This window comes from Cellulomonas avistercoris (assembly GCF_014836445.1).
GTDB classification, from domain to species: Bacteria; Actinomycetota; Actinomycetes; order Actinomycetales; family Cellulomonadaceae; genus Cellulomonas; species Cellulomonas avistercoris.
Window position 1 is genome coordinate 110,134 of sequence record NZ_JACSQV010000005.1, and the last position, 22,662, is coordinate 132,795.

At 75.2% G+C, this 22,662-nt stretch carries 23 protein-coding genes; 14 read left to right on the plus strand and 9 right to left on the minus strand.

What is annotated here, in order from left to right; translation table 11 throughout:
• The first annotated feature begins 74 nt into the window (after positions 1-74).
• The 3 genes from H9657_RS07480 to holA all read left to right on the plus strand — a co-directional run bounded on the left by H9657_RS07480 (position 75) and on the right by holA (position 3,737).
• Positions 75-1,079 (plus strand): ComEA family DNA-binding protein, encoded by a 1,005-nt coding sequence (locus H9657_RS07480; RefSeq protein WP_318241364.1) that lies wholly within the window; start codon positions 75-77, stop codon positions 1,077-1,079.
• Positions 1,076-2,626, plus strand: coding sequence for a ComEC/Rec2 family competence protein (locus tag H9657_RS19625; RefSeq protein WP_191781971.1), 1,551 nt, complete (start codon positions 1,076-1,078; stop codon positions 2,624-2,626). The genes H9657_RS07480 and H9657_RS19625 overlap by 4 nt, the downstream gene beginning before the upstream one ends.
• Positions 2,627-2,801: 175 nt before the next feature.
• Positions 2,802-3,737, plus strand: a complete 936-nt coding sequence (gene holA, locus H9657_RS07490; protein ID WP_318241378.1) for a DNA polymerase III subunit delta — start codon at positions 2,802-2,804, stop codon at positions 3,735-3,737.
• A 34-nt stretch (positions 3,738-3,771) separates the two neighbouring features.
• Here holA and H9657_RS19630 read toward each other — a convergent pair whose 3' ends face one another.
• Both H9657_RS19630 and H9657_RS07500 read right to left on the minus strand, forming a co-directional pair.
• Positions 3,772-4,386, minus strand: coding sequence for an EAL domain-containing protein (locus H9657_RS19630; protein ID WP_191781973.1), 615 nt, complete (start codon positions 4,384-4,386; stop codon positions 3,772-3,774).
• 107 nt (positions 4,387-4,493) lie between these two features.
• Positions 4,494-5,222, minus strand: coding sequence for an EAL domain-containing protein (locus tag H9657_RS07500; RefSeq protein ID WP_191781975.1), 729 nt, complete (start codon positions 5,220-5,222; stop codon positions 4,494-4,496).
• A gap of 194 nt (positions 5,223-5,416) precedes the next feature.
• On the opposite strand from H9657_RS07500, the gene H9657_RS19375 reads away from it, so the two are divergent.
• Both H9657_RS19375 and H9657_RS07505 read left to right on the plus strand, forming a co-directional pair.
• The gene (locus tag H9657_RS19375; protein ID WP_263598882.1) at positions 5,417-5,545 is read left to right on the plus strand and encodes a hypothetical protein; all 129 of its coding nucleotides are present in this window, start codon (positions 5,417-5,419) and stop codon (positions 5,543-5,545) included.
• Positions 5,546-5,706: 161 nt separating this feature from the next.
• A complete protein-coding gene (locus H9657_RS07505; protein WP_191781977.1) occupies positions 5,707-7,035 on the plus strand; it encodes a helix-turn-helix domain-containing protein in 1,329 nt (442 codons plus the stop codon).
• A gap of 106 nt (positions 7,036-7,141) precedes the next feature.
• On the opposite strand, the gene rpsT is transcribed toward H9657_RS07505, so the two are convergent.
• Positions 7,142-7,402 (minus strand): 30S ribosomal protein S20, encoded by a 261-nt coding sequence (gene rpsT / locus H9657_RS07510; protein WP_191781979.1) that lies wholly within the window; start codon positions 7,400-7,402, stop codon positions 7,142-7,144.
• A gap of 144 nt (positions 7,403-7,546) precedes the next feature.
• On the minus strand, positions 7,547-8,068 hold the full coding sequence (locus H9657_RS07515) for a type II toxin-antitoxin system PemK/MazF family toxin (RefSeq protein ID WP_191781981.1): 522 nt from the start codon (positions 8,066-8,068) through the stop codon (positions 7,547-7,549).
• A 136-nt stretch (positions 8,069-8,204) separates the two neighbouring features.
• Here H9657_RS07515 and H9657_RS07520 point away from each other — a divergent pair, with 136 nt between their 5' ends.
• From H9657_RS07520 to H9657_RS07530, 3 genes are read left to right on the plus strand one after another with little or no spacing between them, the layout of a single operon-like run.
• Positions 8,205-9,785 carry a circularly permuted type 2 ATP-grasp protein gene (locus H9657_RS07520; protein WP_191781983.1) on the plus strand — a complete coding sequence of 527 codons (1,581 nt, stop codon included), beginning with the start codon at positions 8,205-8,207 and terminating at the stop codon, positions 9,783-9,785.
• Positions 9,779-10,708: an alpha-E domain-containing protein gene (locus tag H9657_RS07525; RefSeq protein ID WP_191781985.1), complete on the plus strand. Its 930-nt coding sequence runs from the start codon at positions 9,779-9,781 to the stop codon at positions 10,706-10,708. Before H9657_RS07520 ends, H9657_RS07525 begins: the two co-directional genes overlap by 7 nt.
• Positions 10,705-11,544, plus strand: coding sequence for a transglutaminase family protein (locus H9657_RS07530; protein WP_191781987.1), 840 nt, complete (start codon positions 10,705-10,707; stop codon positions 11,542-11,544). The genes H9657_RS07525 and H9657_RS07530 overlap by 4 nt, the downstream gene beginning before the upstream one ends.
• Here H9657_RS07530 and H9657_RS07535 read toward each other — a convergent pair.
• Together H9657_RS07535 and H9657_RS07540 are read right to left on the minus strand one after the other, a co-directional pair.
• Positions 11,528-12,409, minus strand: a complete 882-nt coding sequence (locus tag H9657_RS07535) for a class I SAM-dependent methyltransferase (protein WP_191781989.1) — start codon at positions 12,407-12,409, stop codon at positions 11,528-11,530. The genes H9657_RS07530 and H9657_RS07535 overlap by 17 nt on opposite strands.
• 61 nt (positions 12,410-12,470) lie before the next feature.
• On the minus strand, positions 12,471-13,208 hold the full coding sequence (locus H9657_RS07540) for a maleylpyruvate isomerase family mycothiol-dependent enzyme (protein ID WP_191781991.1): 738 nt from the start codon (positions 13,206-13,208) through the stop codon (positions 12,471-12,473).
• Between the two features lie 160 nt (positions 13,209-13,368).
• On the opposite strand from H9657_RS07540, the gene lepA reads away from it, so the two are divergent.
• Together lepA and hemW are read left to right on the plus strand one after the other, a co-directional pair.
• A complete protein-coding gene (gene lepA / locus H9657_RS07545; RefSeq protein ID WP_318241365.1) occupies positions 13,369-15,264 on the plus strand; it encodes a translation elongation factor 4 in 1,896 nt (631 codons plus the stop codon).
• A 31-nt stretch (positions 15,265-15,295) separates the two neighbouring features.
• Positions 15,296-16,534, plus strand: a complete 1,239-nt coding sequence (gene hemW, locus H9657_RS07550; RefSeq protein ID WP_191781993.1) for a radical SAM family heme chaperone HemW — start codon at positions 15,296-15,298, stop codon at positions 16,532-16,534.
• Between the two features lie 34 nt (positions 16,535-16,568).
• Here the strand turns inward: hemW and H9657_RS07555 are convergent, their stop codons facing one another.
• Both H9657_RS07555 and H9657_RS07560 read right to left on the minus strand, forming a co-directional pair.
• Complete coding sequence (locus H9657_RS07555) at positions 16,569-16,949, minus strand: DUF4870 domain-containing protein (protein ID WP_191781995.1); 381 nt, start codon at positions 16,947-16,949, stop codon at positions 16,569-16,571.
• The gene (locus H9657_RS07560) at positions 16,946-17,323 is read right to left on the minus strand and encodes a DUF4870 domain-containing protein (RefSeq protein WP_191781997.1); all 378 of its coding nucleotides are present in this window, start codon (positions 17,321-17,323) and stop codon (positions 16,946-16,948) included. Before H9657_RS07560 ends, H9657_RS07555 begins: the two co-directional genes overlap by 4 nt.
• A 207-nt stretch (positions 17,324-17,530) precedes the next feature.
• Here H9657_RS07560 and H9657_RS07565 point away from each other — a divergent pair, with 207 nt between their 5' ends.
• Positions 17,531-18,490, plus strand: a complete 960-nt coding sequence (locus H9657_RS07565; RefSeq protein WP_191781999.1) for a hypothetical protein — start codon at positions 17,531-17,533, stop codon at positions 18,488-18,490.
• Between the two features lie 53 nt (positions 18,491-18,543).
• Here H9657_RS07565 and H9657_RS07570 read toward each other — a convergent pair whose 3' ends face one another.
• A complete protein-coding gene (locus H9657_RS07570; protein WP_191782001.1) occupies positions 18,544-19,413 on the minus strand; it encodes a DUF3097 domain-containing protein in 870 nt (289 codons plus the stop codon).
• A 183-nt stretch (positions 19,414-19,596) separates the two neighbouring features.
• Here H9657_RS07570 and hrcA point away from each other — a divergent pair, with 183 nt between their 5' ends.
• From hrcA to H9657_RS07585, 3 genes are all read left to right on the plus strand, one after another.
• A complete protein-coding gene (hrcA, locus tag H9657_RS07575) occupies positions 19,597-20,619 on the plus strand; it encodes a heat-inducible transcriptional repressor HrcA (RefSeq protein WP_191782003.1) in 1,023 nt (340 codons plus the stop codon).
• Between the two features lie 85 nt (positions 20,620-20,704).
• A complete protein-coding gene (dnaJ, locus tag H9657_RS07580) occupies positions 20,705-21,829 on the plus strand; it encodes a molecular chaperone DnaJ (protein ID WP_191782005.1) in 1,125 nt (374 codons plus the stop codon).
• Positions 21,826-22,584 (plus strand): 16S rRNA (uracil(1498)-N(3))-methyltransferase, encoded by a 759-nt coding sequence (locus tag H9657_RS07585; protein WP_191782007.1) that lies wholly within the window; start codon positions 21,826-21,828, stop codon positions 22,582-22,584. Before dnaJ ends, H9657_RS07585 begins: the two co-directional genes overlap by 4 nt.
• Positions 22,585-22,662: the final 78 nt, after the last annotated feature.

The window sequence follows — 22,662 nt, forward strand, 5'->3', positions numbered from 1 at the left end:
GCGCACCAGCGCGTCGTCCACCGGTCGGGCCGCGGGGCGACCACGGCCCGCGGCGCCCTCCTAGCGTGCCGTCGGTGCCCCTCGACCGCCCCCGCGTCCCGCCGGACGTCGCGCGCCGCCTGGCCGCGCTCGCCGCGCACCGGGCCCCGGACACCGCGGTACCACCGGCGCACGGCGGCTGGACGCCCCGTCCTCCCGCCGGGCCGGCCGCCGCCGACGACCCGCAGGTGCGGGGAGACGGGCCGGCGGCAGGCGGTGGCCCGGCGGGGGACGACCTGCCGATGCCGCACGACCCGCCGGTGCCCGGCGACGGGCGGGTGGCAGGTCAGCGGTACGGGGACGCCGCACCGCCGTCCGACCCGTCCGACCCGTCCGACCCGTCCGTCGACGGTGCGCCCGGCGCCCCGGACGCAGCGCCGTGGCGGCCGAGCGTCGCGTCCGCGCTGGCCACCGCCGCGGCGTCGTTGCCCACGCCCCCGGCGACGCGGGTCCGTTGGGCGCCCGGGTGGCGCACGGCGGGTGCCGCCGTCCTCGTGCTCGCCCTGGTGGCGGGCGGGATCGTGCTCCGCGCGGCCGCCACCCCGCGCGGTGAACCGGTCGCGGTACCCGTGCCGATGGTCACCCCCGACGGAAACGGTGGCGGCACCGGTGCGGGCGAGCCGTCCGACACCGCCGACCAGGTGGTGGTCCACGTGGTCGGGGCCGTCAGGCAGCCCGGTGTCGTGCGTCTGGCGCTCGGCGCCCGGGTGTCCGACGCGATCGACGCGGCCGGGGGCGGCACACCGGACGCGGGCCTGGCGGGCGTGAACCTGGCGCGCGTCCTGGCGGACGGCGAGCAGCTGGTCGTCCCGGTGCTCGGGGCGACGGTGCCCGCGGCGGCACCCACGGACGGGCTCCTCGACCTCAACACCGCGGATGCCGCGGCGCTCGAGGAGCTGCCGGGGGTCGGTCCCGTGCTCGCCGGCCGCATCGTGCAGCGGCGCACCGAGCGACCGTTCACGAGCGTCGACGAGCTGGACGAGGTCTCCGGGATCGGGCCCGCGCTGCTCGCGGACCTGCTGCCACGGGTGCGGGTGTGAGCGGCGGTCCGGGGGCGACGGCGGCGGCGGCCGACCTGCGTCTCGTACCGCCGGCCGTGACCGCGTGGTGCGCGGCGCTCGCGGTCGTGCAGGCGCCGCAGGTCGTCACGCGGCTCGCGCCGGTCGCGGGCGCCCTGCTCACGGTGGCCGCCGTCGGGGTGCTGGGCGCCGCGGTCCGGCACGTCCGGGACCGTCGCGAGCGCGCCGGCCGGCGGGGTCCGCGCCACGGGCCACGGGCCGGTGGGTGGTACCGCACGCTGCCGGCCGTGGCGCTCGCCGCGGCCACCGCCCTGGTGGTGCTGGTCAGCGGGGCCGCCGCCCAGCAGGTCCGTGCACCGGACGTCCTGCTGACGGCCGCGGCCGACGGCGGCACCGTCGAGGTGGTCGGCCGGGTGACCTCCGCACCCCGGCAGGTCGGCTCGGGCGCCGACCCCCGCGTCCTGCTCACCGTGACGGCCTCCGCCGTCCGCGTCGACGGCACGTGGCGCCGCGCGCGGGCGCCCGTCGAGGTGGCGGCACCGGCGGGTGCCGTCCTCGACGCGGTGGTCCACGTGCGCGGCGTCGCCGCCCTCACGGTGCGCGCCGACCGCCCCGCGGTGCGCGTCCGGGCGCGGGAGGCACCCGTCGTCACCGCCCCGCCGCGGGCCGCCCACACGTGGGCCGCGCGCGTGCGCCTCGGGGCCCGCGACGTCGCCCGACCCCTGCCGCCGGACGTCCGTGGGCTGCTCCCGGCGGTCACGGTCGGGGACACCGACGGAGTCCCCGAGGACCTGGTCGCCGCGATGCGCGCGTCGGGACTGGCCCACGTCACGGCCGTGTCCGGGGCGCACTTCGCGATCCTGGGGACGCTCGTGCTCGCCGCGGCGGCGGCCGTCGGCGCCCCGGCGCCGGTCCGCGTCGCGGCGGCCGCCGCGGCCGGCGCGGCCCTGCTGCTGGTCGTCGGGCCGGAGCCGAGCGTCGTGCGGGCGGCCGTCATGGGCGGCGTCGGGCTGGTCGGGCTCCTCGCGGGGCGACGTGCTGCCGGGCCGGCCGCGCTGTCCGCCGCCGTGGTCGCGCTGCTCGTCGCCGAGCCCCGGCTCGCGGTCGACGTGGGCTTCTGCCTCTCCGTGGCGGCCACCGGGGGCCTCGTCGTGCTCGGCGGTCCTCTCGTGGAGCGCTGGTCGGCAGGGTGCGGCCGCGACGTCGCGGCGGTGCTGGCGGCGCCGGTCGCGGCCCAGCTCGGCTGCCTGCCGGTGACCCTGGCGCTGTGGCCGACGCTCGGCCCGTGGTCGGTCGTCGCGAACGTCGCCGTCGTCCCCGCGGTCGCACCCGCGACCGTCCTGGGCCTGCTCGCGGCGCTCCTCGCGTCACCGTGCCCCGTGGTGGCCGACGTCGTGGCCGCCGGTGCGGGGGCCTGCTGCTGGTGGATCGCCGCGGTGGCACGCTGGGCGGCCGGCCTGCCGGGTGCCGCGCTGGCGTGGTGGCCGGGCGTCGGGGGTGCCGTCACGGCGACGCTGGTGGCGCTGTCCGCCGCCGCCCTGGCACTGCGTCGGCCGCCCTCGACCTGACGTCCGGCGCCCACGACCCGCGGCGCCGCGGTCGGAGGTGTCGGCGGTGCATGGCAGGCTGGGACCCGTGGCCGCCCGCACCCCCGCACGCTCGTCCCGCTCCGGCGGATCCGCCCGTGGCCGCGCGGGCGGCGCGTCCGCCGGCATCCCGTGGACGCAGGCCGAACCGGCTCCCGTGGTCCTGGTCAGCGGTGCCGAGCAGCTGCTGGCCGAGCGCGCGTGCGACCGCATCGTCGAGCTGGCTCGCGCGAGCGACCCCGACGTCGAGGTCACGCGCGTGGACGCCGCCACGTACGCGGCGGGCGACCTGACCGTCCTGACGAGCCCGTCGCTGTTCGCCGAGGCCAAGGTCGTGCTCGTCGAGGGCGTGGAGCGCGCCGGCGACGCGCTGCTCCTCGACGCCGAGGCCTACCTCGACGCACCGGTGCCGGACGTGGTGGTCGTGCTGCGGCACGCGGGCGGGCAGCGCGGCAAGCGGCTGCTCGACGCCGCGAAGCGCGAGCAGGTGCCGACGATCGGCTGCGAGCCGGTGCGCAGCGACGCCGACAAGAGCGCCTTCGTCTCCGAGGAGCTCCGGCGCGCCGGTCGCCGCGCGGACGCCCGCGGTGTGCGCGCGCTGGTCGACGCCGTGGGCTCCGACCTGCGCGAGCTCGCCGCCGCGTGCGCCCAGCTCGTCGCGGACACGAGCGGTCTCATCGGTGAGGAGGCCGTGCAGCGGTACCACGGCGGACGTGTCGAGGCCACGGGCTTCCAGGTCGCCGACGCCGCCGTCGCGGGCGACGCGGGCCGCGCCGTCGCGCTCCTGCGCCATGCGCTGGCCACGGGCCTGGACCCTGTGCCCGTCGTCGCGGCGGTCGCGGCGCGGCTCCGCACGCTGGCGAAGGTCGGCGCCGTCCGTGGGCGCGGCGCGGCCGCCGCCCGTGAGCTGGGCATGGCGCCGTGGCAGGTCGACCGGGCGACGCAGGACCTGCGCCGCTGGACCCCCGAGGGGCTCGCGGTCGCCATCGCCGCGGTCGCGCAGGCCGATGCCGAGGTCAAGGGCGAGGGGCGCGACCCGCGGTTCGCCGTCGAGCGTGCGGTGCTGCGGGTCGCGGCGGCCGTCGACCGCTGACACCGCGCGCGGCGTCAGCGGCACCCGAGCAGGCTCAGGCGCCGATGAGGGCCGGCCGGCCCAGCGCGTAGCCCTGGAGGAGGTCGAAGCGCAGCTCGACGCAGTGCGCCCGCAGCTGCTCGTCCGCCACGCGCTCGGCGACCAGCCGGGCGCCGCCGGCACGCGCCTCGCGCAGGCCCGCCTCGCCGAGGTGCTCGAGGTCGCGGCAGTCGACCTTGACGAAGTCGGCGTGGCGCAGCATCGCGCACTGCGCGGGCGACGCGGTCCAGTCGTCGAGCGCCACGTGGTAGCCATGAGCCCGCAGCCGGGCCAGACCGGCCAGCGTCGCGGCGTCGGCGGGCACCGACTCGACCACCTCCAGCACCAGACGGTGGTCGGCGGGCGGCAGGGGGCGCTCGCCGACCAGGAAGGCCCGCGTCACGTTGACGAAGACGAGCCCCGTGCCGCACGGCGCGTGGTGCCCGTACAGCGTGTGCAGCACGGCGGCGGAAGCGGCGTCCTGACGGGCCGGGGGCCAGCGGTCCACGCCCGCGGCGAGACCGACGCGCGAGCGGTACAGGTACTCGTGCCCCAGCACACGACCGTCGGGGGAGCTGATGGGCTGGCGCGCGACCGGCGCGTGCGGCGCCTCGACTCGGTGGTGGGTCACACCCTGGGAGAGTGCTGTGCCGACGGTTCATGACGCGGGTCGGGCCGGACCTCACCCGTTCGGCCGCGGCGCAGGGGTGGTGCCGCGCAGGTGTCGCGGGGTGCTGCTCAGTTGCCGACGAGTCGCGCACCCGCGCGGTCGAGGACCCCGGCGCGCTCGATCAGGTTGCCCTGGAAGAGCGTGAAGCCCAGGTCCCGCGCGTGCCGCAGCACGTCGGGCGACTCGACGTACTCGGCGACGAGCATCGCGCCGAACGACCGCGCGACCCGGACGACCGGGTGCCCCTCGACGTCGAGGTCGCGGACGTCGACCTTGACGAAGTCCACGTAGGGCAGGAGCCGCCGCTGCTCGGGGCGGTCGGCGAACGCCGGCAGGGCGATCCGGAACCCCTCCTCGCGCAGGCGACGCAGGCCCGCGAGGGCGGCGGCGTCCACCTCGGCGTTGGTGCTGACCTCGACGACGAGGCGGTCCGGTCGCGCGGGGATCGGCAGCTCACCGAGCAGGTGCGCGCGCGGGCAGCGGACGAACAGCAGGCGTCCGTGGGCGACGTGCTCGAGGTCGGCGCGCCCGAACGTCGCGCGCAGCACGTGGTCGGTCGCGCGCTCGTGGTCGGCCCGTCCCCAGGTGCGCGCGACCTCGGGGTGGTGCCCCGGTGCGCGGTAGGAGAACTGGTAGGCGAACGGCCGGCCGTGCGCCGAGTAGATGCCCTGGCGCGCGACAAGCACCGGTTCGTGCGCGACGTGCTGCTCCCAGGCGCGCCGCAGCGCGCGGGGGATCGCCGCGTCGACCGCCGCGCCGAGCTGCGCGAGCGTCGAGTCCGGGTCGTCCGATGTCATGGCGTCTATGACACCACAAGTCCGGACATGTGATCATCTGGTCGCAGGGTGGAATCTGGACCAACCCGTTCGGGTGCAGGGGTGTTCGCACGGATCGGGTGGATGTGTCACCCTGTCGGCGACGTGTCCCGACCCTGGCGGGCCGTCGACGTGACGTCCCCAGGGAGCACGCAGCCCCTTGACAGGAGAACGCCATGAAGCCCCTCACCAGTGCGATCGCCGCTCTCGCCATCGTCGGTTCGCTCGTCGTCGGCGCCCCTGCGGTCACCGCCTCCGTCTCGCTCAACGGCGGGGCGAGCGGTTGCTGCAAGGACTTCGTCTGAGCGAGGTACCCGACGGGTGCGGCGCGGCGGCCTCCGCCGTGCGTCGCACCCGTCCGGTACCGGGCATGTCGGGCACCTCCCGGAGCGCCCGCCGCACGCGCGACGTGCCGTGCGCGACGGGGGGATGGTATTCACGGTCGTCATACGTACAATGACTTCTCATGACGACTATCGGTGACCGTGTGCGCGAGGCGCGGTTGGCTGCTGGGCTGTCCCAGACGGCCCTGGCGGGCAACGCCTTCTCGCCCAGCTACATCTCCCTCATCGAGGCGGGGCACCGTGAACCCACGGACGCGGCCCTCGGCGTGCTGGCCGAACGGCTCGGCACGACCCTCGAGTTCCTCAAGCACGGCGAGGACGGACCGAACGAGGCCCGCACCCGGCTGGAGCTCGACTACGCGCGGCTGGACCTGGCCAGCGGTGACGCGGCCGGCGCCGCCCACCGCATCATGGGCCTGGACCTGACGGTCGTCACACCTGTCCTGCGGGTGGAGGCGCTCACGACACTGGCGCGCGCCCACGAGCTCCTGGGAGAGCTCGAGACGGCGATCACCCTGCTCGAGCCGCTGCTCGCCGAGACGCAGCAGCGTCCCGACCACCTGCGGGCCGCGGTGCTCACCACGGCCCTCGTCGGGTGCTACCTCGAGGCGGGGGACCTGCACCGTGCGGTGGAGGTCGGGGAGCGCACGCTCGCGGACCTCGACAGCGCGGACCTCGTCGGGACGGACGAGCACCTGCGCCTGGCCTCGACGGTGCTGTGGGCCTACGTCGAGCGCGGTGACCTGCTCTACGCGACGCACCGGGCCGCCGAGCTGGTCCGGCTGGCGGAGTCGCTCGGCACGCCGCGCGGTCGCGGGAGCGTGTACTGGAACGCCGCGCTCGTCGCCGAGCAGCGCCGCGACTACGAGCTCGCGCAGCGGTACACGGAGCGCGCGCTCGCGCTGCTCTCGGAGGGTGAGCCGGACCGCGACCTGCCGCGGCTGCGGCTGAACTACGCGTGGCTCCTGCTGCGCTCCGAGCCGGCCGACCCGCGCGCCGCGCTGGCGCAGATCGACAAGGCGGAGCCGGGCCTGCAGGCCGTCGGGTCGGCGCTCGACGTCGCTCGTCTGCAGGTCGAGCGCTCGCGCGCGCACCTCCTGCTCGGTGACGAGGCTGCCGCCGAGGCCGATGCCCGGGCGGCGCTGGACCGTCTGGGCGAGGCGCCCCGGCTCGAGACCGCCACGGCGCAGATCGCCCTGGGTGACGTGCTCGACGCGCGCGGCGACCACGACGGTGCGGCGAAGGCGTTCCAGTGGGGCGCCGACGTGCTCGGGATGATGGCGGCGACGCGGCACTCGGCCGGCGTGTGGCGCGACCTGGGGGACCGGTACCTGCGGCGCGGGGACGTCGAGGCGGCGGCCCGGGCGTTCGACCGCGCGCTGCGCGAGGCGGGCTTCCAGCCGTCGGTGCCGACGGGTGCGCCGCGTGAGACGTGGTCGCTCGGCAGCTGACCCGCGCGGGACAGCGGAAGGGCGGCACCCCTCGGGGTGCCGCCCTTCCGGCGTTCGTACGGGACCTCGCGGTCCCTGCGCGCAGGTGGAAGCTGCGCGACCGGCCTCAGAGGCCGTTGACGGCCTTCGACAGCGCCGACTTGCGGTTGGCGGCCTGGTTGGCGTGGATCACGCCCTTGGACACCGCCTTGTCGAGCTTGCGGGCTGCGACGACGAGCGCAGTGCTCGCCGCCTCCTTGTCGCCACCGGCGACGGCCTCGCGGACGCGCCGCACGTACGTCTTCAGCTCCGACTTGACTGCCTTGTTGCGCAGCCGGGCCTTCTCGTTCGTGCCGATGCGCTTGATCTGGGACTTGATGTTCGCCACGTGTGAACTCTCTTGGCTAGGTCGCCGAAGCGATCTGACAGGTCGTAGAGGGCATGCGCAGCGCCGGGACTGGGGCGTGGGGACACCCTCGGGAAAGGCCTGCGCCCGCGCCCGCCGACCCGGACGGGCACGCGGTTCGACATCTTACCAGCCGTGGAGCCGACCGGCCGCACGCACCACTGCGGCGTACCGGCGGGCGTCCAGCGCGGCGCCCTCGCGGCGGACGTCTGCCGCGGGCAGCCGCAGGACGCGGTCGAGCCGCACCTCGCTCGGACGGCCCTGCCGGTCCCACCCGCCCGCGCCCACGTCGAGCCAGACGCGGCCGTGCCGGGCCTCGTCGGCGGCGTCGCGGTCGTGGTCCTTGCTCGTGAGCATCAGCGCCACCACCGTCCCTTGCTCGACCGAGAGCACGAGCACGGGCCGGTCCTTGCCACGGGCAGGGTCGTCCTCGTACGGCACCCACGTCCAGACGACCTCGCCGGGGTCCGGCCGGCCGTCGGGCCTCGGCGCGTACGCGGTGCGGACGGTGTCGATGGTGCTCGACGGCGCTGGGGGCGCCGGCACGGGAGCCGTGGGTCGCGCCTGCCGCGCGCGGGACGGCGAGCCCGCTCCCAGGAGCCGGCGGGCGACGCCTCGCAGGGTCGCGCCCCATCGTCGGTCGGTCACGGTGGTCGAGCGTAGCCCGCACGCGGGGACCGGGACGGGCCGGCTCGGTGCAGGCGGGGGAGGCCGGTTCGACACTCCGGTCGTGGTCCTCGCGCCACGTAACGCGACGTTGACACGGGCGGACTACATTCGCGCCATGGCGGACCTCTTCGACGACTACCCGGCCGGGACCGCCTGGGACGAGATGATCGGTCCCGAGGGCGAGGTCCGTGCGGCCTACCGGCACGTGCACTCGGCGCTGGCCCAGCTGTCGGCCGGCGAGCTCCGCGCGCGCGCCGACACGCTCGCGCGCTCGTACCTCAAGCAGGGGGTCACGTTCGACTTCGCAGGTGAGGAGCGACCGTTCCCCCTGGACGTCGTGCCGCGCGTCATGGCCGGTGACGAGTGGGAGCACGTGGCCCCCGGCGTCTCGCAGCGGGTGCGGGCGCTCGAGGCGTTCCTCGCGGACGTCTACGGGCCGCAGAAGGCGGTCGCGGACGGTGTCGTGCCGCGCTCGGTCGTGGTGTCGTCCACCCACTTCCACCGCGCCGCCCGCGGGATCGAGCCCCCCAACGGCGTGCGGGTGCACGTCTCCGGCATCGACCTGGTCCGCGACTCCCTGGGCGGCTGGCGCGTGCTGGAGGACAACGTGCGCGTGCCGTCCGGCGTGAGCTACGTGCTGTCGAACCGCCGGGCGATGGCCCAGACCTTCCCCGAGCTCTTCGCGGCGCTGCGCATCCGGCCCGTCGTCGACTACTCCCGCCGGCTGCTCGCGGCGCTCACGGCCGCCGCACCGCACGGCGTCGACGACCCGACCGTGGTGGTCCTGACACCGGGCGTCTTCAACTCCGCGTACTTCGAGCACACGCTGCTGGCCCGCACGATGGGCGTGGAGCTCGTCGAGGGTCGCGACCTGTACGTCTCGGGCGGGCGGGTGTGGATGCGCACGACCCAGGGGCGCCGCCGGGTCGACGTCATCTACCGGCGCGTCGACGACGACTACATCGACCCGGTGACGTTCCGCTCGGACTCGTTCCTCGGGTGCCCCGGGCTCATGACGTGCGCCCGGCTCGGCAACGTGACCATCGCGAACGCCATCGGCAACGGCGTGGCCGACGACAAGCTGCTCTACACCTACGTCCCCGACCTCATCCGCTACCACCTGGGCGAGGAGCCGATCCTGCCGAACGTCGACACCTGGCGCCTGGAGGACCCGGGCGCCCTCGAGGAGGTCCTCGACCGCCTGGACGAGCTGGTCGTCAAGCCCGTCGACGGGTCGGGCGGCAAGGGGCTGGTCGTGGGGCCGCGCGCGACGCGCGCCGAGCTCGACGTGCTGCGCGGCAGGCTCCGGGAGGACCCCCGCGGCTGGATCGCCCAGCCCGTGGTGCAGCTGTCGACCGTGCCGACGCTCGTCGACGACGGCCTGCGCCCTCGGCACGTCGACCTGCGGCCGTTCGCGGTCAACGACGGCGACTCGGTCTACGTGCTGCCCGGTGGTCTGACGCGCGTCGCGCTCCCGGAGGGCGAGCTCGTCGTCAACTCCTCGCAGGGTGGCGGCTCGAAGGACACGTGGGTGCTGGGCGGTCGCGTCCCGCGCCGCGCGCAGTCGCAGGGCCAGTCCCTGCCGCAGGCCGTGCCGAAGGACGCGTCGGTGCCCATCGACTCCCATCCGTCGGACACGCGTCCTCAGGTCATGCAGCAGCAGCAGCAGCGCACGACGGGGGGCACGACGTGCTGAGCCGCATCGCGGAGTCGTTGTTCTGGATCGGCCGGTACGTCGAGCGTGCCGACGACACGGCGCGTCTGCTCGACGTGCACGTGCAGATCCTGCTCGAGGACCCGTGGGCGGAGGAGGACCTCGCGTGCCGGTCGCTGCTGTCCGTCATGGACCGCCCGGCACCGCCCGCCGAGCTCGACGTGGGGCGCGAGCACGTCCTCGACGTCCTCGGCTACGACCGGTTCTCGCCGTCCTCCATCGCCGGGGCGCTCGTCGCCGCGCGGGAGAACGCGCGGCGCGCGCGCGAGATCGTCTCCACCGAGCTGTGGGAGTGCCTCAACACGAGCTGGAACCAGCTGCCCTCGCAGATGCGTCCGGCGCGACCGCACGACTACTTCACGTGGGTGCGTGAGCGCGCCGCGATCGTCACGGGGATCGTCGAGTCGACGACGTCGCGCGACGACACCTGGCACTTCATGGTCCTGGGCCGCTCGATCGAGCGTGCCGACATGACCGCGCGTCTGCTGACGACGCGTGCGCTGGCGGGATCCGCGGGGCCGAGCTGGGCCACGCTGCTGCGCTCCTGCGGTGCGCACGAGGCGTTCCTGCGCACCTACCGGGGCAACACCTCGGACGAGCGCGCGGCCGGGTTCCTGCTGCTCGACCGCCTCTTCCCGCGCTCGATCGTCTACTCGCTGAACCAGGCCGAGGCGTCGCTGTCGGCGCTGGAACCCGTGGTCGACCGCACGACCATCGACGACGCACGGCGGCACATCGGCCTGGTGCGCACGAACCTGGAGTACCGGCCGCTGCTCGAGATCGTCGACGCGCTGCCGCGCGAGATGGAGCTCGTGCAGCGGGCCTGCTCGGCGGCGTCCGACGCGATCCGCGCGCGGTACTTCCCGTCGGGTGCGGAGCTGACGTGGGTCGGGGAGGCGCTGTGAGCAGGCTGAGGATCGTCCACACGTCGATGTTCCGGTACGCCGAACCCGTGGTCGCGTCGTACAACGAGGCGCGCATGACGCCGCTGTCCCAGCCCGGTCAGGCGGTCCTCGAGACGCGCCTCGACATCCACCCGCAGACGTGGATGCACGACTACCGCGACTACTGGGGCACGCAGGTCACCGCGTTCGAGGTCCTCGCGCCCCACCAGTCGCTGCTGCTGACGGCGGAGCACCTCGTCGAGGTCGTCGAGCGGCCGCGCGCCTCGTCGTCGGTCGGCTGGGACGTCCTGCACGGGCCCGAGGTGCGCGACCGGCTGTCCGAGCACCTCGCGGACACCGCCACCACCGAGGTGCCCGAGGAGGTGGCGGCGATCGCGCGTCGCGCCGCGGCCGACCTCGCGCCGTCGGAGGCCGCCGAGGCGGTCTGTCTCGCGGTGCGGGACGAGCTCGAGTACATCCCGGGCGTGACCACCGTCCACACCCCGGCCGCCGAGGCGTGGGCCAAGCGCACCGGTGTCTGCCAGGACATGGCGCACCTCGCGCTCGGTGCGCTGCGGGCGGTCGGCATCCCCGCGCGCTACGTGTCCGGCTACCTCCACCCCGACACGTCCGGCGAGATCGGCGCGACGGTCACGGGCGAGTCGCACGCGTGGGTCGAGTGGTGGACGGGGGAGTGGACCGGGTACGACCCGACCAACCGGGTCCGCGCCGGCGAGCAGCACGTCGTGCTCGGGCGCGGGCGCTGCTACGACGACGTGCCGCCCCTGCGTGGCATCTACGCGGGCCTGCAGACGCAGGACCTGGTCGTGCAGGTGAAGATCACCCGCGAGGCCTGAGCCGGGCGGTGAGGGTGAACGACGCGGGGAGCCGCTCGGGCCGGTCCGACAGGCGCCACTCGCCGGTCTCCCGGTCGTGCGTCATCAGGCCGGCGAGCGACTCCCACGGCACGCTGTCGTGCTCGTGCAGCCCGGTGATCTCCATGCCGGCGCCCAGCACGGCCGTCACGATCTCGCCGAGGCCGTGGTTCCACTCGACGGACAGCGGTGCGGCGACGGGCGCGCCGCCCGAGTAGGTGAACGTGTCGTTCCAGTGCAGCGGCTCGGGCTGCTCGAAGTACGGCAGCTCCAGCGCGGGCGTCGCCGCGCCGGGGGCGCTGATCCAGGACTGCTGGTCGCGGTCGGGATGCTCCGCGCCGACCACCATGCCCAGGGACGCGAGCAGGACGGGGTGCGCGTCGCGGACGAACAGCCGCCCGCCCGGCCGCAGCAGACCCGCGACGGTCTGCGCCCAGCGCTCGATGCTCGGCAGCCAGCACAGCGCGCCGATGCCGGTGTACACGAGGTCGAACCGCGCCGGTCCCAGCACGTCGACCGCGCTGTAGACGTCCGACACGACGTACTCGACGTCGGTCCCCGCGCGGGCCGCCAGGTCCTGCGCGGCCGCGATCGCGTCGCCCGACAGGTCGAGGCCGGTGACCCTCGCCCCCAGCCGCGCGAGGCTGAGGGTGTCGGTGCCGAGGTGGCACTGCAGGTGCACGGCGTCCAGACCGTCGATGTCACCCAGGCGCGGCAGGTCGAACCGCACGACGCCCGACAGCGCCGTCGGGTCGTCGACGAGCTCCTGCGTGCCGTACCCGCTCGCGAGGTGCACCGGCACCCGGGCGTCCCAGTTGGTGCGGTTGACCGCGAGGTAGTCGTCCATGTGCCGGACCGTAGCGCCGCGGCGTTCGGGCGCGCACGAGGAATGTGCGTGGAAGAGCCGCTCAGGGGGTCAGGGCACCTCCCACGGTCGCACGCGCCGCGGATCGGTCGCCCGTCACCACCAGGTGCGGGTCGTCGGCCGTCGTGCGTCCCCACAGCAGCAGGGCGAGCGAGGCCGCCGGACCGGCCACCTCCGCGACGGGCGCCGCGGGCGCGTCGTCCGCGGCGTGCACGGTCCACGTGCGGTCCGCGTCCATGGCGACGAGGCGGACCCGCAGGGGTGGCGCTGCCGCCCGGCCGAGGCGCACCTGGCGGGGATGCATCACGTGCACGACCTCGTCGACCGTGTCGGCCCACAGCGCGGCGGGGACGTCCAGCGGCAGCCCGCCGGCGGTGCGCAGGTCCCACAGGTGCACGAGCGTCTCGTGCACCTGGCGGCGGTGCCAGAACCTGACCACGCGGCTGTCGTCGAGCGTCCAGGCGGGCGCGTCGGGGTCCAGCCCGGCGAGCGTCTCGCGCAGCTCGGCGGCCTGGGTCGCGTACAGCTCGTCGAGGACGAACGGGCCGCGGCCCAGCGGCGTCTCCTGACGCCGGCACGCCTGCCCCGCCGCCCAGTGGTGGATGCGGGCGAGGTGCACCACCAGGTGGCGCACGCGCCACCGCCCGCACCACGGCACGGCCGCGGCGGGGTCCACCTCGGCGATCGTCGCGTGGAACCGGTGCTGCAGGGCGGCCAGCGTCGCGCGATCCGCGACGGTCGCGTCGGCGGCGGCCGGTGGGGCGTCCACGGCGTGCTTCATGGGACGATGGTGGTGCCCACCACCGACACCCGACAGAGCCACGCCTGCCACCGTGGGTCGGGATCCCGCCGACCACCGGTCGTCCGGGGCGTCGGGACGGTGCGCCACGCCACGGTCGCCCGACCGTCGACAGAACGTCCAGAAGCCGGAGAACGCCGAGTTGCCGATCCCGTCCGCCACCGCCGCCGAGGCGATCCGTCCCTCGGCGACCGCTCCCGAGCTGCTGCGCAACTTCTGCATCATCGCGCACATCGACCACGGCAAGTCGACGCTCGCCGACCGGATGCTGCAGCTGACGGGTGTCGTGGACGCGCGCGCCATGCGTGCGCAGTACCTCGACCGCATGGACATCGAGCGCGAGCGCGGCATCACGATCAAGTCGCAGGCCGTCCGCATGCCGTGGGGCGTCGCGGACGCCTCCGGGACCGTGCAGCCTTACGCGCTGAACATGATCGACACGCCGGGCCACGTCGACTTCACCTACGAGGTGTCGCGCTCGCTCGCGGCGTGCGAGGGCGCCGTGCTGCTCGTCGACGCCGCGCAGGGCATCGAGGCGCAGACGCTCGCGAACCTGTACCTCGCGATGGAGAACGACCTCCAGATCATCCCCGTGCTGAACAAGATCGACCTGCCGGCCGCCCAGCCGGACAAGTACGCCGAGGAGCTGGCCAACCTCGTGGGCGGGGACCCGGCCGACGTGCTGCGGGTCTCGGGCAAGACCGGCGTGGGCGTCGAGCCGCTCCTCGACCGGATCGTCGAGCTCGTGCCGCCGCCCGTCGGTGACGCCGATGCGCCGGCCCGCGCCATGATCTTCGACTCGGTGTACGACACCTACCGCGGTGTCGTGACCTACGTGCGCGTCATCGACGGCCGGCTCGACCCGCGCGAGAAGATCGTCATGATGTCGACCCGCGCGACGCACGAGCTGCTCGAGATCGGCGTCACGTCGCCCGAGCCCGTGCCGACCAAGGGTCTCGGTGTCGGCGAGGTCGGGTACCTCATCACCGGGGTGAAGGACGTCCGGCAGTCGAAGGTCGGCGACACGGTCACGAACAACGCCAAGCCCGCGTCCGAGGCGCTGGGCGGCTACTCCGAGCCCAAGCCGATGGTCTTCTCCGGGCTGTACCCCATCGACGGCTCGGACTACCCGGTACTGCGCGAGGCCCTCGACAAGCTCAAGCTCAACGACGCGGCCCTCAACTACGAGCCCGAGACCTCGGTCGCGCTGGGCTTCGGCTTCCGCGTCGGGTTCCTGGGCCTGCTGCACCTCGAGATCGTGCGCGAGCGCCTCGAGCGCGAGTTCGACCTCGACCTCATCTCGACGGCGCCCAACGTCATCTACGACGTCACGCTCGAGGACCACACCGAGATCGTCGTCACGAACCCCAGCGAGTACCCCGCGGGCAAGATCCGCGAGGTGCGCGAGCCGATGGTCAAGGCCACCATCCTCACGCCGAGCGAGTTCGTCGGGACGATCATGGAGCTGTGCCAGGGCCGGCGCGGCGAGCTGCAGGGCATGGACTACCTGTCCGAGGAGCGCGTCGAGATGCGCTACGTCCTGCCGATGGCCGAGATCGTGTTCGACTTCTTCGACCACCTCAAGTCCAAGACGCGCGGGTACGCGAGCCTGGACTACGAGCCCGCGGGCGACCAGGCGGCCGACCTCGTCAAGGTCGACATCCTGCTGCAGGGCGAGCAGGTCGACGCGTTCAGCGCCATCGTCCACAAGGACAAGGCCTACGCCTACGGCGTCTCGATGACCGCGAAGCTCAAGGAGCTCATCCCGCGGCAGCAGTTCGAGGTGCCGATCCAGGCCGCCATCGGCTCGCGCATCATCGCGCGCGAGACGATCCGGGCCATGCGCAAGGACGTCCTGGCCAAGTGCTACGGCGGCGACATCTCCCGCAAGCGCAAGCTCCTCGAGAAGCAGAAGGAGGGCAAGAAGCGCATGAAGACGATCGGTCGGGTCGACGTGCCGCAGGAGGCCTTCATCGCGGCACTGTCGTCGGACGCCGCGGGCAGCAGCAAGGACGCGAAGGACGCGAAGAAGAAGTGAGCCGGCGGCACCCCCGCGCGGGGGGCCTGCGGTGAGCCCTGCGCTGCCCGAGGGCGACCCCGCGCCGCCGGACGGCGCGCTGCCCGTCTCGGCCGCGCGGGGCGCCGACGCGCGCGCGTTCGGCGTGTACCTGCACGTGCCGTTCTGCGCGGTGCGGTGCGGGTACTGCGACTTCAACACCTACACCGCCACCGAGCTCGGTGGCGGTGCGAGCCTCGCGGCGTACGCCACGACGGCGCTCGGGGAGATCGCGCTCGCGGACCGTGTGCTGCGCACGGCGGGGCTGCCTGCGCGGCCCGTCGCCACGGTGTTCGTGGGTGGCGGGACCCCGACGCTGCTGCCCGTCGACGACCTCGTCCGGCTGCTGGACGGTGTGCGCACCACCTGGGGCCTGGCCCCGGGCGCCGAGGTCACGACCGAGGCCAACCCCGACTCCGTGACCCCCGACGGCCTGGCGCGGCTCGCGGCGGCGGGCTTCACGCGCGTGTCGTTCGGCATGCAGTCCGCCGTGCCGCACGTGCTGCGCACCCTCGAGCGCACGCACGACCCCGCACGCGTCCCCGACGTCGTGCGCTGGGCGCGCGACGCGGGCCTGCGGGTCTCGCTCGACCTCATCTACGGCACGCCGGGGGAGTCGCTCGACGACTGGCGGCGGTCCGTGGAGGTCGCGCTCGCCACGGGCGTCGACCACGTCAGCGCCTACGCGCTCGTCGTCGAGGCGGGGACGCGGATGGCCGTGCAGGTGCGCCGCGGCGAGCTGACCCTGCCGGACGAGGACGACCAGGCCGCGAAGTACGAGCTGGCGGACGACCTGCTGACCGGCGCGGGACTGCACTGGTACGAGGTGAGCAACTGGGCGCGCACGCCCGACGACGCCTCACGCCACAACCTCGGCTACTGGCGCGGTGACGACTGGTGGGGCGTCGGGCCCGGCGCGCACAGCCACGTGGGCGGCGTCCGGTGGTGGAACGTCAAGCACCCCCGCGCCTACGCCGACCGGCTGGCGCGCGGGCTGAGCCCGGCCGCCGGTCGCGAGCTCGTCGCCGGTGACACCGCTGCGCTCGAGCGCGTCATGCTCGGGGTCCGCATCGCCGAGGGCCTGCCGCTGCAGGACGTGCCGGCAGCCACCCGGCCCGCGGTGGCCGGGCTCGTCGCCGACGGACTCGTGGACGCGCGCGCCGCCCTGGGCGCCGACGGGCCGCGCCGGGTCGTCCTCACGCGGCGCGGCCGCCTGCTCGCCGACGCCGTGGTCCGGGCGCTCGTCGTCTGACGGGCCGCCACCGGGACGTCCGCGACCGTCGGCCTCAGGTGACCAGGCGCAGCGTGGCGGGGTAGCGGTACCACTCCCACCGGTTCGCCGCGACGGCGGCCACGATGCACAGCACGACCCAGGCGACGAGCACGCCGAGCAGGAGCGGCGTCGCCACGCCGAAGGTGACCACCGTGAGGACGGCTGCCGCGACGAGCGCGAGCAGCGCCGTGATCTGGAAGTTGAGCGACTCCTTGGCGTGGTGCTCGAGGAACGCGCCACGGCCACGGAACACCAGCCAGACGACCAGCGGCACGACGAAGCCTGGTCCGAGCAGCGGCAGCACGTGCACGAGGATCGCCCACGTGCGCTCCTCATCGGGGCGCAGCGGCGGCGCCGGGGGCGGCGGCGTCCACGCCGGGGGTGCGGCGCTCACCGGACCAGCTCGAGGCTGAACGGGTACCGGTACGACCCGCCGCGGTACGCGGCCGCCGCGGCGAGGATCGAGAGCACGAGCGCGACGATCCCGACCGCGAGCTTGCCGATCCACCCGACGACGCCGATGACCGGGAACTGCTCGACGACGTGCAGGACGACCATCGCGATGAGCGCGGTCAGCTGGAAGTTCAGCGCCACGCGCGCCTCCCGGGCGACGGCCGGGTCCTGGTCACGCTGAACGAGCCACACGACGAGCGAGGCCACCCACCCGACGAAGAGGTAGGTCAGCACGCCGCCGAGGTGGGCGACCATCGCGAGGGTCGCGCCCTGCGCGGACCGCGCGGGCGGGATGGGACGAGGGTCGTAGGACACGTGCGTCTCCCGGGGTCGTCGGTGGTGCGGTCACGGCGCTGCGACGTCGCAGGTCGTCGCAGGCGGCGGACGCCGCGCCCCGCAGCGTACCGGCGCGGTGCAGGACGCGCGCCGTCGTGCGGCGCGGTGCCTTGACACCTTCTGAGACGTTTCGGTTCGCTGTCGTCCGGGACGTGTCCACGTCCCGCCAGGTGCCAGGAGGCCCGCATGACCGAGAACCCCGGCGGGACCCCGCCGAGCGACGACGACCCGAGCGTCCCGCCGCCGCCCCCACCCGCCTACGGGCAGCCGACGGGCGGTGTCCCGCCGACGCCGCCCCCCGCCGAGGGCGGCTACCCGCCGCCCGCGTACGGCACGCCGGGCGGCCCGCCCGGCGCCTACCCGCCGCCCGGCTCGCCCTACGGACAGCCCGGGCCCCAGCAGCCCTACGGGCAGCAGCCGTACGGGCAGCAGCCGTACGGGCAGCCGTACGTCCCGCCGCCCGGCCAGGTCGACATCGGCGCCGGCTTCTCGTGGGCGTTCTCGAAGTTCGGCCAGAACTGGGCGGCGTTCGTCCTGGGCGGGCTCGCCTGGTTCGTCGTCATCGCCGTGGTCGCCGTCATCGGGCTGGGCCTCGTCGGGGGCGCCGCGGCGCTCACGGGCGGTCGGGACGGTGTCGCGGGCGCTGCCGCGGGGGTCGGTGCGTCGATCGGCATCGCGATCTTCGTGGCGCTCATGGTGCTGCTGCTGGTGCTCTTCAGCGCCGCGTTCATCAAGGCGGCGCTGCGGGTCGCGGACGGGCGCGCGCTGTCGGTCGGCGACCTGTTCGACACGTCGTACGCCGGGCAGCTCGTCGTCCTGGCGCTCATCCTCGGCGCCGTCGGCCTGGTCGCGAGCTTCATCCCCATCATCGGGCAGCTCGCGTTCGTCGTCGTCGGCTTCTTCGTGTTCTACGCCGTCGTCGCCATCGTCGAGCGCGGCCAGAGCGCCGTCGAGGCCATCCGGACCAGCGTGGCGCTGCAGACGCGCGACCTGGGCACGGGCGTGCTCGTGTACCTGGTCGTCGCGGTCGTCAGCTGGATCGGGACCGCGGTCTGCGGCATCGGCGTGCTCGTGTCGCTGCCCGTGGGCGCGCTGCTCACGGTCTACGCGTACCGGCGGCTGACGGGCGGCCAGATCGCCGCCTGACGTCCGGTCCGTGCGTGGGGCCCGTCCGCTCGACGGGCCCCACGCACGCGCCGTCAGGCCGTGACGAAGTCGATGAGCTCCTCGACGCGGCCCAGCAGGCTGGGCTCGAGGTCGGCGTAGGACCGCACGGACCGCAGGATGCGCTGCCACGCCCGTGCGACGTCCGCCTGGTCCGCGGCCGGCCACCCGAGCTCGCGCAGGATCCCGCGCTTCCACTCGGTGCCGCGCTCGATCGTCGGCCAGGCCTCCAGACCGACGCGCTGCGGCCGGACGGCCTGCCAGACGTCGACGTAGGGGTGGCCGAGGACGCGCACCGTGCCCGCGGGCACCGTGCGCAGCGCGTCGGCCGCGAGCCGGCTCTCCTTGGACCCCGGCACCAGGTGGTCGACGAGGACGCCGACCCGCCGGTCGGCCGTCGGACCGAAGTCGCGCAGCGCGTCCGCCAGGTTGTCCACGCCGTCGAGCAGCTCGACCACGACGCCCTCGACGCGCAGGTCGTCGCCCCACACCTTCTCGACGAGCTCGGCGTCGTGCTTGCCCTCGACCCAGATCCGCGAGCCGCGCGCGACGCGCGCGGGCGCGTCGGGCACGGCCACCGAGCCCGACGCGGTCCGCGTCGGACGCGCCGGTGCCCGGGTCGTCACGGGAGCCGTCAGGACGACCGGCTCGCCGTCGACCCAGAACCCCGGCCCGAGCCGGAACGTGCGGGTCCGGCCGCGGCGGTCCTCCAGCACGACGACGTGCAGCCCGCCCGACTTCTCGACGCGGACCACCGCACCGACCCAGCCGGTCTCGACGTCCTCGACGACCAGCCCGCGCTCGGCGGGCTGCTCGCGCGACGAGCGCGGGGCGCGGTGGTGGGTGGCACGGGACGTGGCGCCGGCACCCGCGAGCACGTCGGAGCCGTATCGGTCGTCGGTCACGCGGGCACTCTAGGAGCCGTGCCGCGTGGCCGTCACGGCGACGCGCGGTGCCGCCCCGGGTGCACCGGCCCGACCGCGTAGAATTGGCACTCGGCCGGTCCGAGTGCTACGCCGGACGGCCGGGGGCGACCGCACGAGGCGGTCGCACGTACGGTGTGGACCCCGGGGGACGGAGGGAGCGACATGAGCGAGGACCGGCGGCTGGACGTGCTGCGCGCGATCGTCGAGGACTACGTCGCGACCCGCGAGCCCGTCGGGTCGCGTGCCCTGGCCGAGCGGCACGCGCTGGGCGTCTCGCCCGCGACCATCCGCAACGACATGGCCGCCCTCGAGGAGGCCGGTCTGATCGTGCAGCCCCACACCTCCGCCGGCCGTGTGCCGACGGAGCTCGGCTACCGCGAGTTCGTCGACCGGCTCTCGGGCGTGCGGGCGCTGTCCGCGGCCGAGAAGCGCGCGATCGGCACGCTCCTCGAGGAGGCCGTCGACCTCGACGACGTGATGGACCGCGCCGTGCGGCTGATCGCCCAGCTGACCCACCAGGTGGCGGTCGTCCAGTACCCGTCGCTGCGGCGCTCGGCGCTGCGGCACGTCGAGCTGGTCCCCGTGGGCGCGCGCCACCTCCTCGTGGTCATCATCACGACGACGGGCCGCGTCGAGCAGCGCACGATCGAGCTGACGGCCGACCTCGACGAGAGCGTCGTCGCGCGGCTGCGCCTGCGGCTCAACGTCGTCGCGGCGGGCCTGCGGCTCGCCGACCTCGACACGGCGCTCGACGCGCTGGCGGAGGAGTTCGAGCCGGACGGTGCCGACCTCGTCCGCGCGGTCGTGGCCGTCGTCGCCGAGACGGTGGCGCAGGAGCGCGAGGAGCGCGTGATCGTCGCGGGCGCCTCGCACCTGGCCCGCAGCGCCGGCGCGGACTTCCCGCACACCATCGGCCCCGTGCTGGAGGCGCTGGAGGAGCAGGTCGTCCTGCTGCGCCTGCTGTCCGAGATGGCCGAGGACTCGGCGGGCGTCGCCGTGCGCATCGGCCGGGAGACGCAGCTCGAGGGCCTCGCCGAGACGAGCATCGTCACCAGCGGCTACGGCGGTGACGGCTCGTCCGTCGCCGTCCTGGGGTCGGTCGGCCCCCTGCGCATGGACTATCCCCAGACCATGGCGGCGGTCCGAGCCGTCGCCCGGTACCTCACCCGGATCCTCGCGGGCTGACCCCCACGCCACGCGTCCGCGCCTCCGGCGCGTCGCCCGCGGCCGGGTCCCCCCACGCACGAGCAGGAAGCGAGCAGCACGCCACGTGACCGACTACTACGAGATCCTCGGCGTCCCGCGGGACGCGACGCCGGAGCAGATCAAGAAGGCCTACCGGCGGCTGGCGCGCGAGCTGCACCCCGACGTCTCGGGCACCGAGCCCGGGACGGACGACCGGTTCAAGGACGTGTCGCGCGCGTACGACGTGCTCGGCAACCCCGAGAAGCGCCGCGCGTACGACATGGGCGCCGACCCCTCGTCGCCCGGCGGCGGCATGGGCGGCGGCTTCGGCTTCCAGGACATCTTCGAGACCTTCTTCGGCGCGGCCGGCGGCGGTGCACCGCGGGGCCCCGTGCCGCGTGCGCGGCGCGGGCAGGACGCGCTCGTGCGCCTCGACCTGGACCTGGCGGAGGCCGCGTTCGGCGTGCACCGCGAGGTGCAGGTCGACACCGCCGTGCTGTGCCCCACGTGCGGTGGTACGTGCTGCCGTCCCGGCACGTCGCCGCGCACCTGCGAGGTGTGCGGCGGGCGCGGGTCGGTGCAGCGCGTCGCGCGCTCGTTCCTCGGGCAGGTCATGACGACGCAGCCGTGCGCCGCGTGCCACGGCTTCGGCACCGTGATCCCCGAGCCCTGCACCGAGTGCGCGGGCGAGGGCCGCGTGCGCTCGCGGCGCACGCTCTCGGTCGACGTCCCGGCGGGCGTGGACACGGGGACGCGCATCAAGATGACCGGGCAGGGCGAGGTCGGCCCGGCGGGCGGTCCGCCCGGCGACGTCTACCTCGAGGTGCGCGAGCGCAAGCACGAGACGTTCGTCCGGCGCGGGGACGACCTGCACGCGACGCTCCAGGTGCCCATGACGGCGGCCGCGCTGGGCACGGTCGTGACGATGGAGACGCTCGACGGGCCGCAGGAGGTCGACCTGCGACCGGGCACGCAGCCGGGGCAGGTGCTGACGCTGCGCGGGCTCGGCGTGGGTCACCTGCACGTCGGCGGCCGTGGTGACCTGCACGTGCACGTCGAGGTCCAGGTGCCCGCACCCGCGGACGACGAGCAGGCCGACCTGCTGCGCCGCCTGGCGGTGCTGCGCGGCGAGGAGCGCCCCGAGGCGCGCCTCGCGGCGGCGAACCCGGGGATGTTCGCCAAGCTGCGCGACAAGCTCAGCGGCCGGTGAGCGCCCCGGTCTTCGTCGTCGAGCCGGGCATGCTCGACGACGTGCGGGCCGGCGGGGAGTACCTGCTCGACGGCACCGAGGGCCGGCACGCGGGCGTCGTCCAGCGGCGCGGTGCGGGTGAGCGCGTCGACGTGGTCGACTGCGCGGGCGTCCGGCTCGTGGGGCGTGTGCGCGCCGCAGGCGCCGACGGCGTGCGGATCGACGTCGAGGACGTCGTCGTCGAGGACGCGCCCGCGCCGCGGTTGGTGCTCGTGCAGGCGCTCGCCAAGGGCGACCGGGACGAGCTCGCGATCGAGGCGGCCACCGAGGTCGGGGTCGACGTCGTCGTGCCGTGGCAGGCCGAGCGGTCCGTCGTGGTGTGGCGCGGGGAGCGGGCGCAGAAGAGCCGTGCGCGCTGGATCGGGACCGTCCGCACCGCGACCAAGCAGTCGCGGCGCGCACGGATGCCGGTCGTCGAGCAGGCGCTCGACGACGCGGGCCTCGTCGCGCGCGTCGGTGCGGTCGTCGCTGCCGACGGCGTCGTCGTGGTGCTGCACGAGTCCGCCACGTCGCCGCTGCACGAGGTCGCCCTCCCCGCGGGCGGCGAGGTCCTGGTCGTCGTGGGCCCCGAGGGTGGCATCAGCGACCGCGAGGTCGCGGCCCTCACCGCGGCCGGCGCCGTCGTGTGCCGGCTCGGCCCGCACGTCCTGCGCACGTCGACCGCGGGGCCCGTCGCACTGGCGATGCTCGCCGACCGGCTGGGTCGCTGGGGCTGAGCCCCGGAACACCGGCGTGGGGGGGGGGGGGGGGGGGGGGGGGGGGGGGGGGGGGGGGGGGGGGGGGGGGGCGGGGGG

Coding starts and splice junctions, on each gene's coding strand:
- H9657_RS07500 (WP_191781975.1), bottom strand. CDS start 5,222: ATGACATCGGACGACCCGGACTCGACGCTCGCGCAGCTCGGCGCGGCG.
- H9657_RS19375 (WP_263598882.1), top strand. CDS start 5,417: ATGAAGCCCCTCACCAGTGCGATCGCCGCTCTCGCCATCGTCGGTTCG.
- H9657_RS07505 (WP_191781977.1), top strand. CDS start 5,707: ATGACGACTATCGGTGACCGTGTGCGCGAGGCGCGGTTGGCTGCTGGG.
- H9657_RS07520 (WP_191781983.1), top strand. CDS start 8,205: ATGGCGGACCTCTTCGACGACTACCCGGCCGGGACCGCCTGGGACGAG.
- H9657_RS07535 (WP_191781989.1), bottom strand. CDS start 12,409: ATGGACGACTACCTCGCGGTCAACCGCACCAACTGGGACGCCCGGGTG.
- H9657_RS07540 (WP_191781991.1), bottom strand. CDS start 13,208: ATGAAGCACGCCGTGGACGCCCCACCGGCCGCCGCCGACGCGACCGTC.
- H9657_RS07565 (WP_191781999.1), top strand. CDS start 17,531: ATGACCGAGAACCCCGGCGGGACCCCGCCGAGCGACGACGACCCGAGC.
- hrcA (WP_191782003.1), top strand. CDS start 19,597: ATGAGCGAGGACCGGCGGCTGGACGTGCTGCGCGCGATCGTCGAGGAC.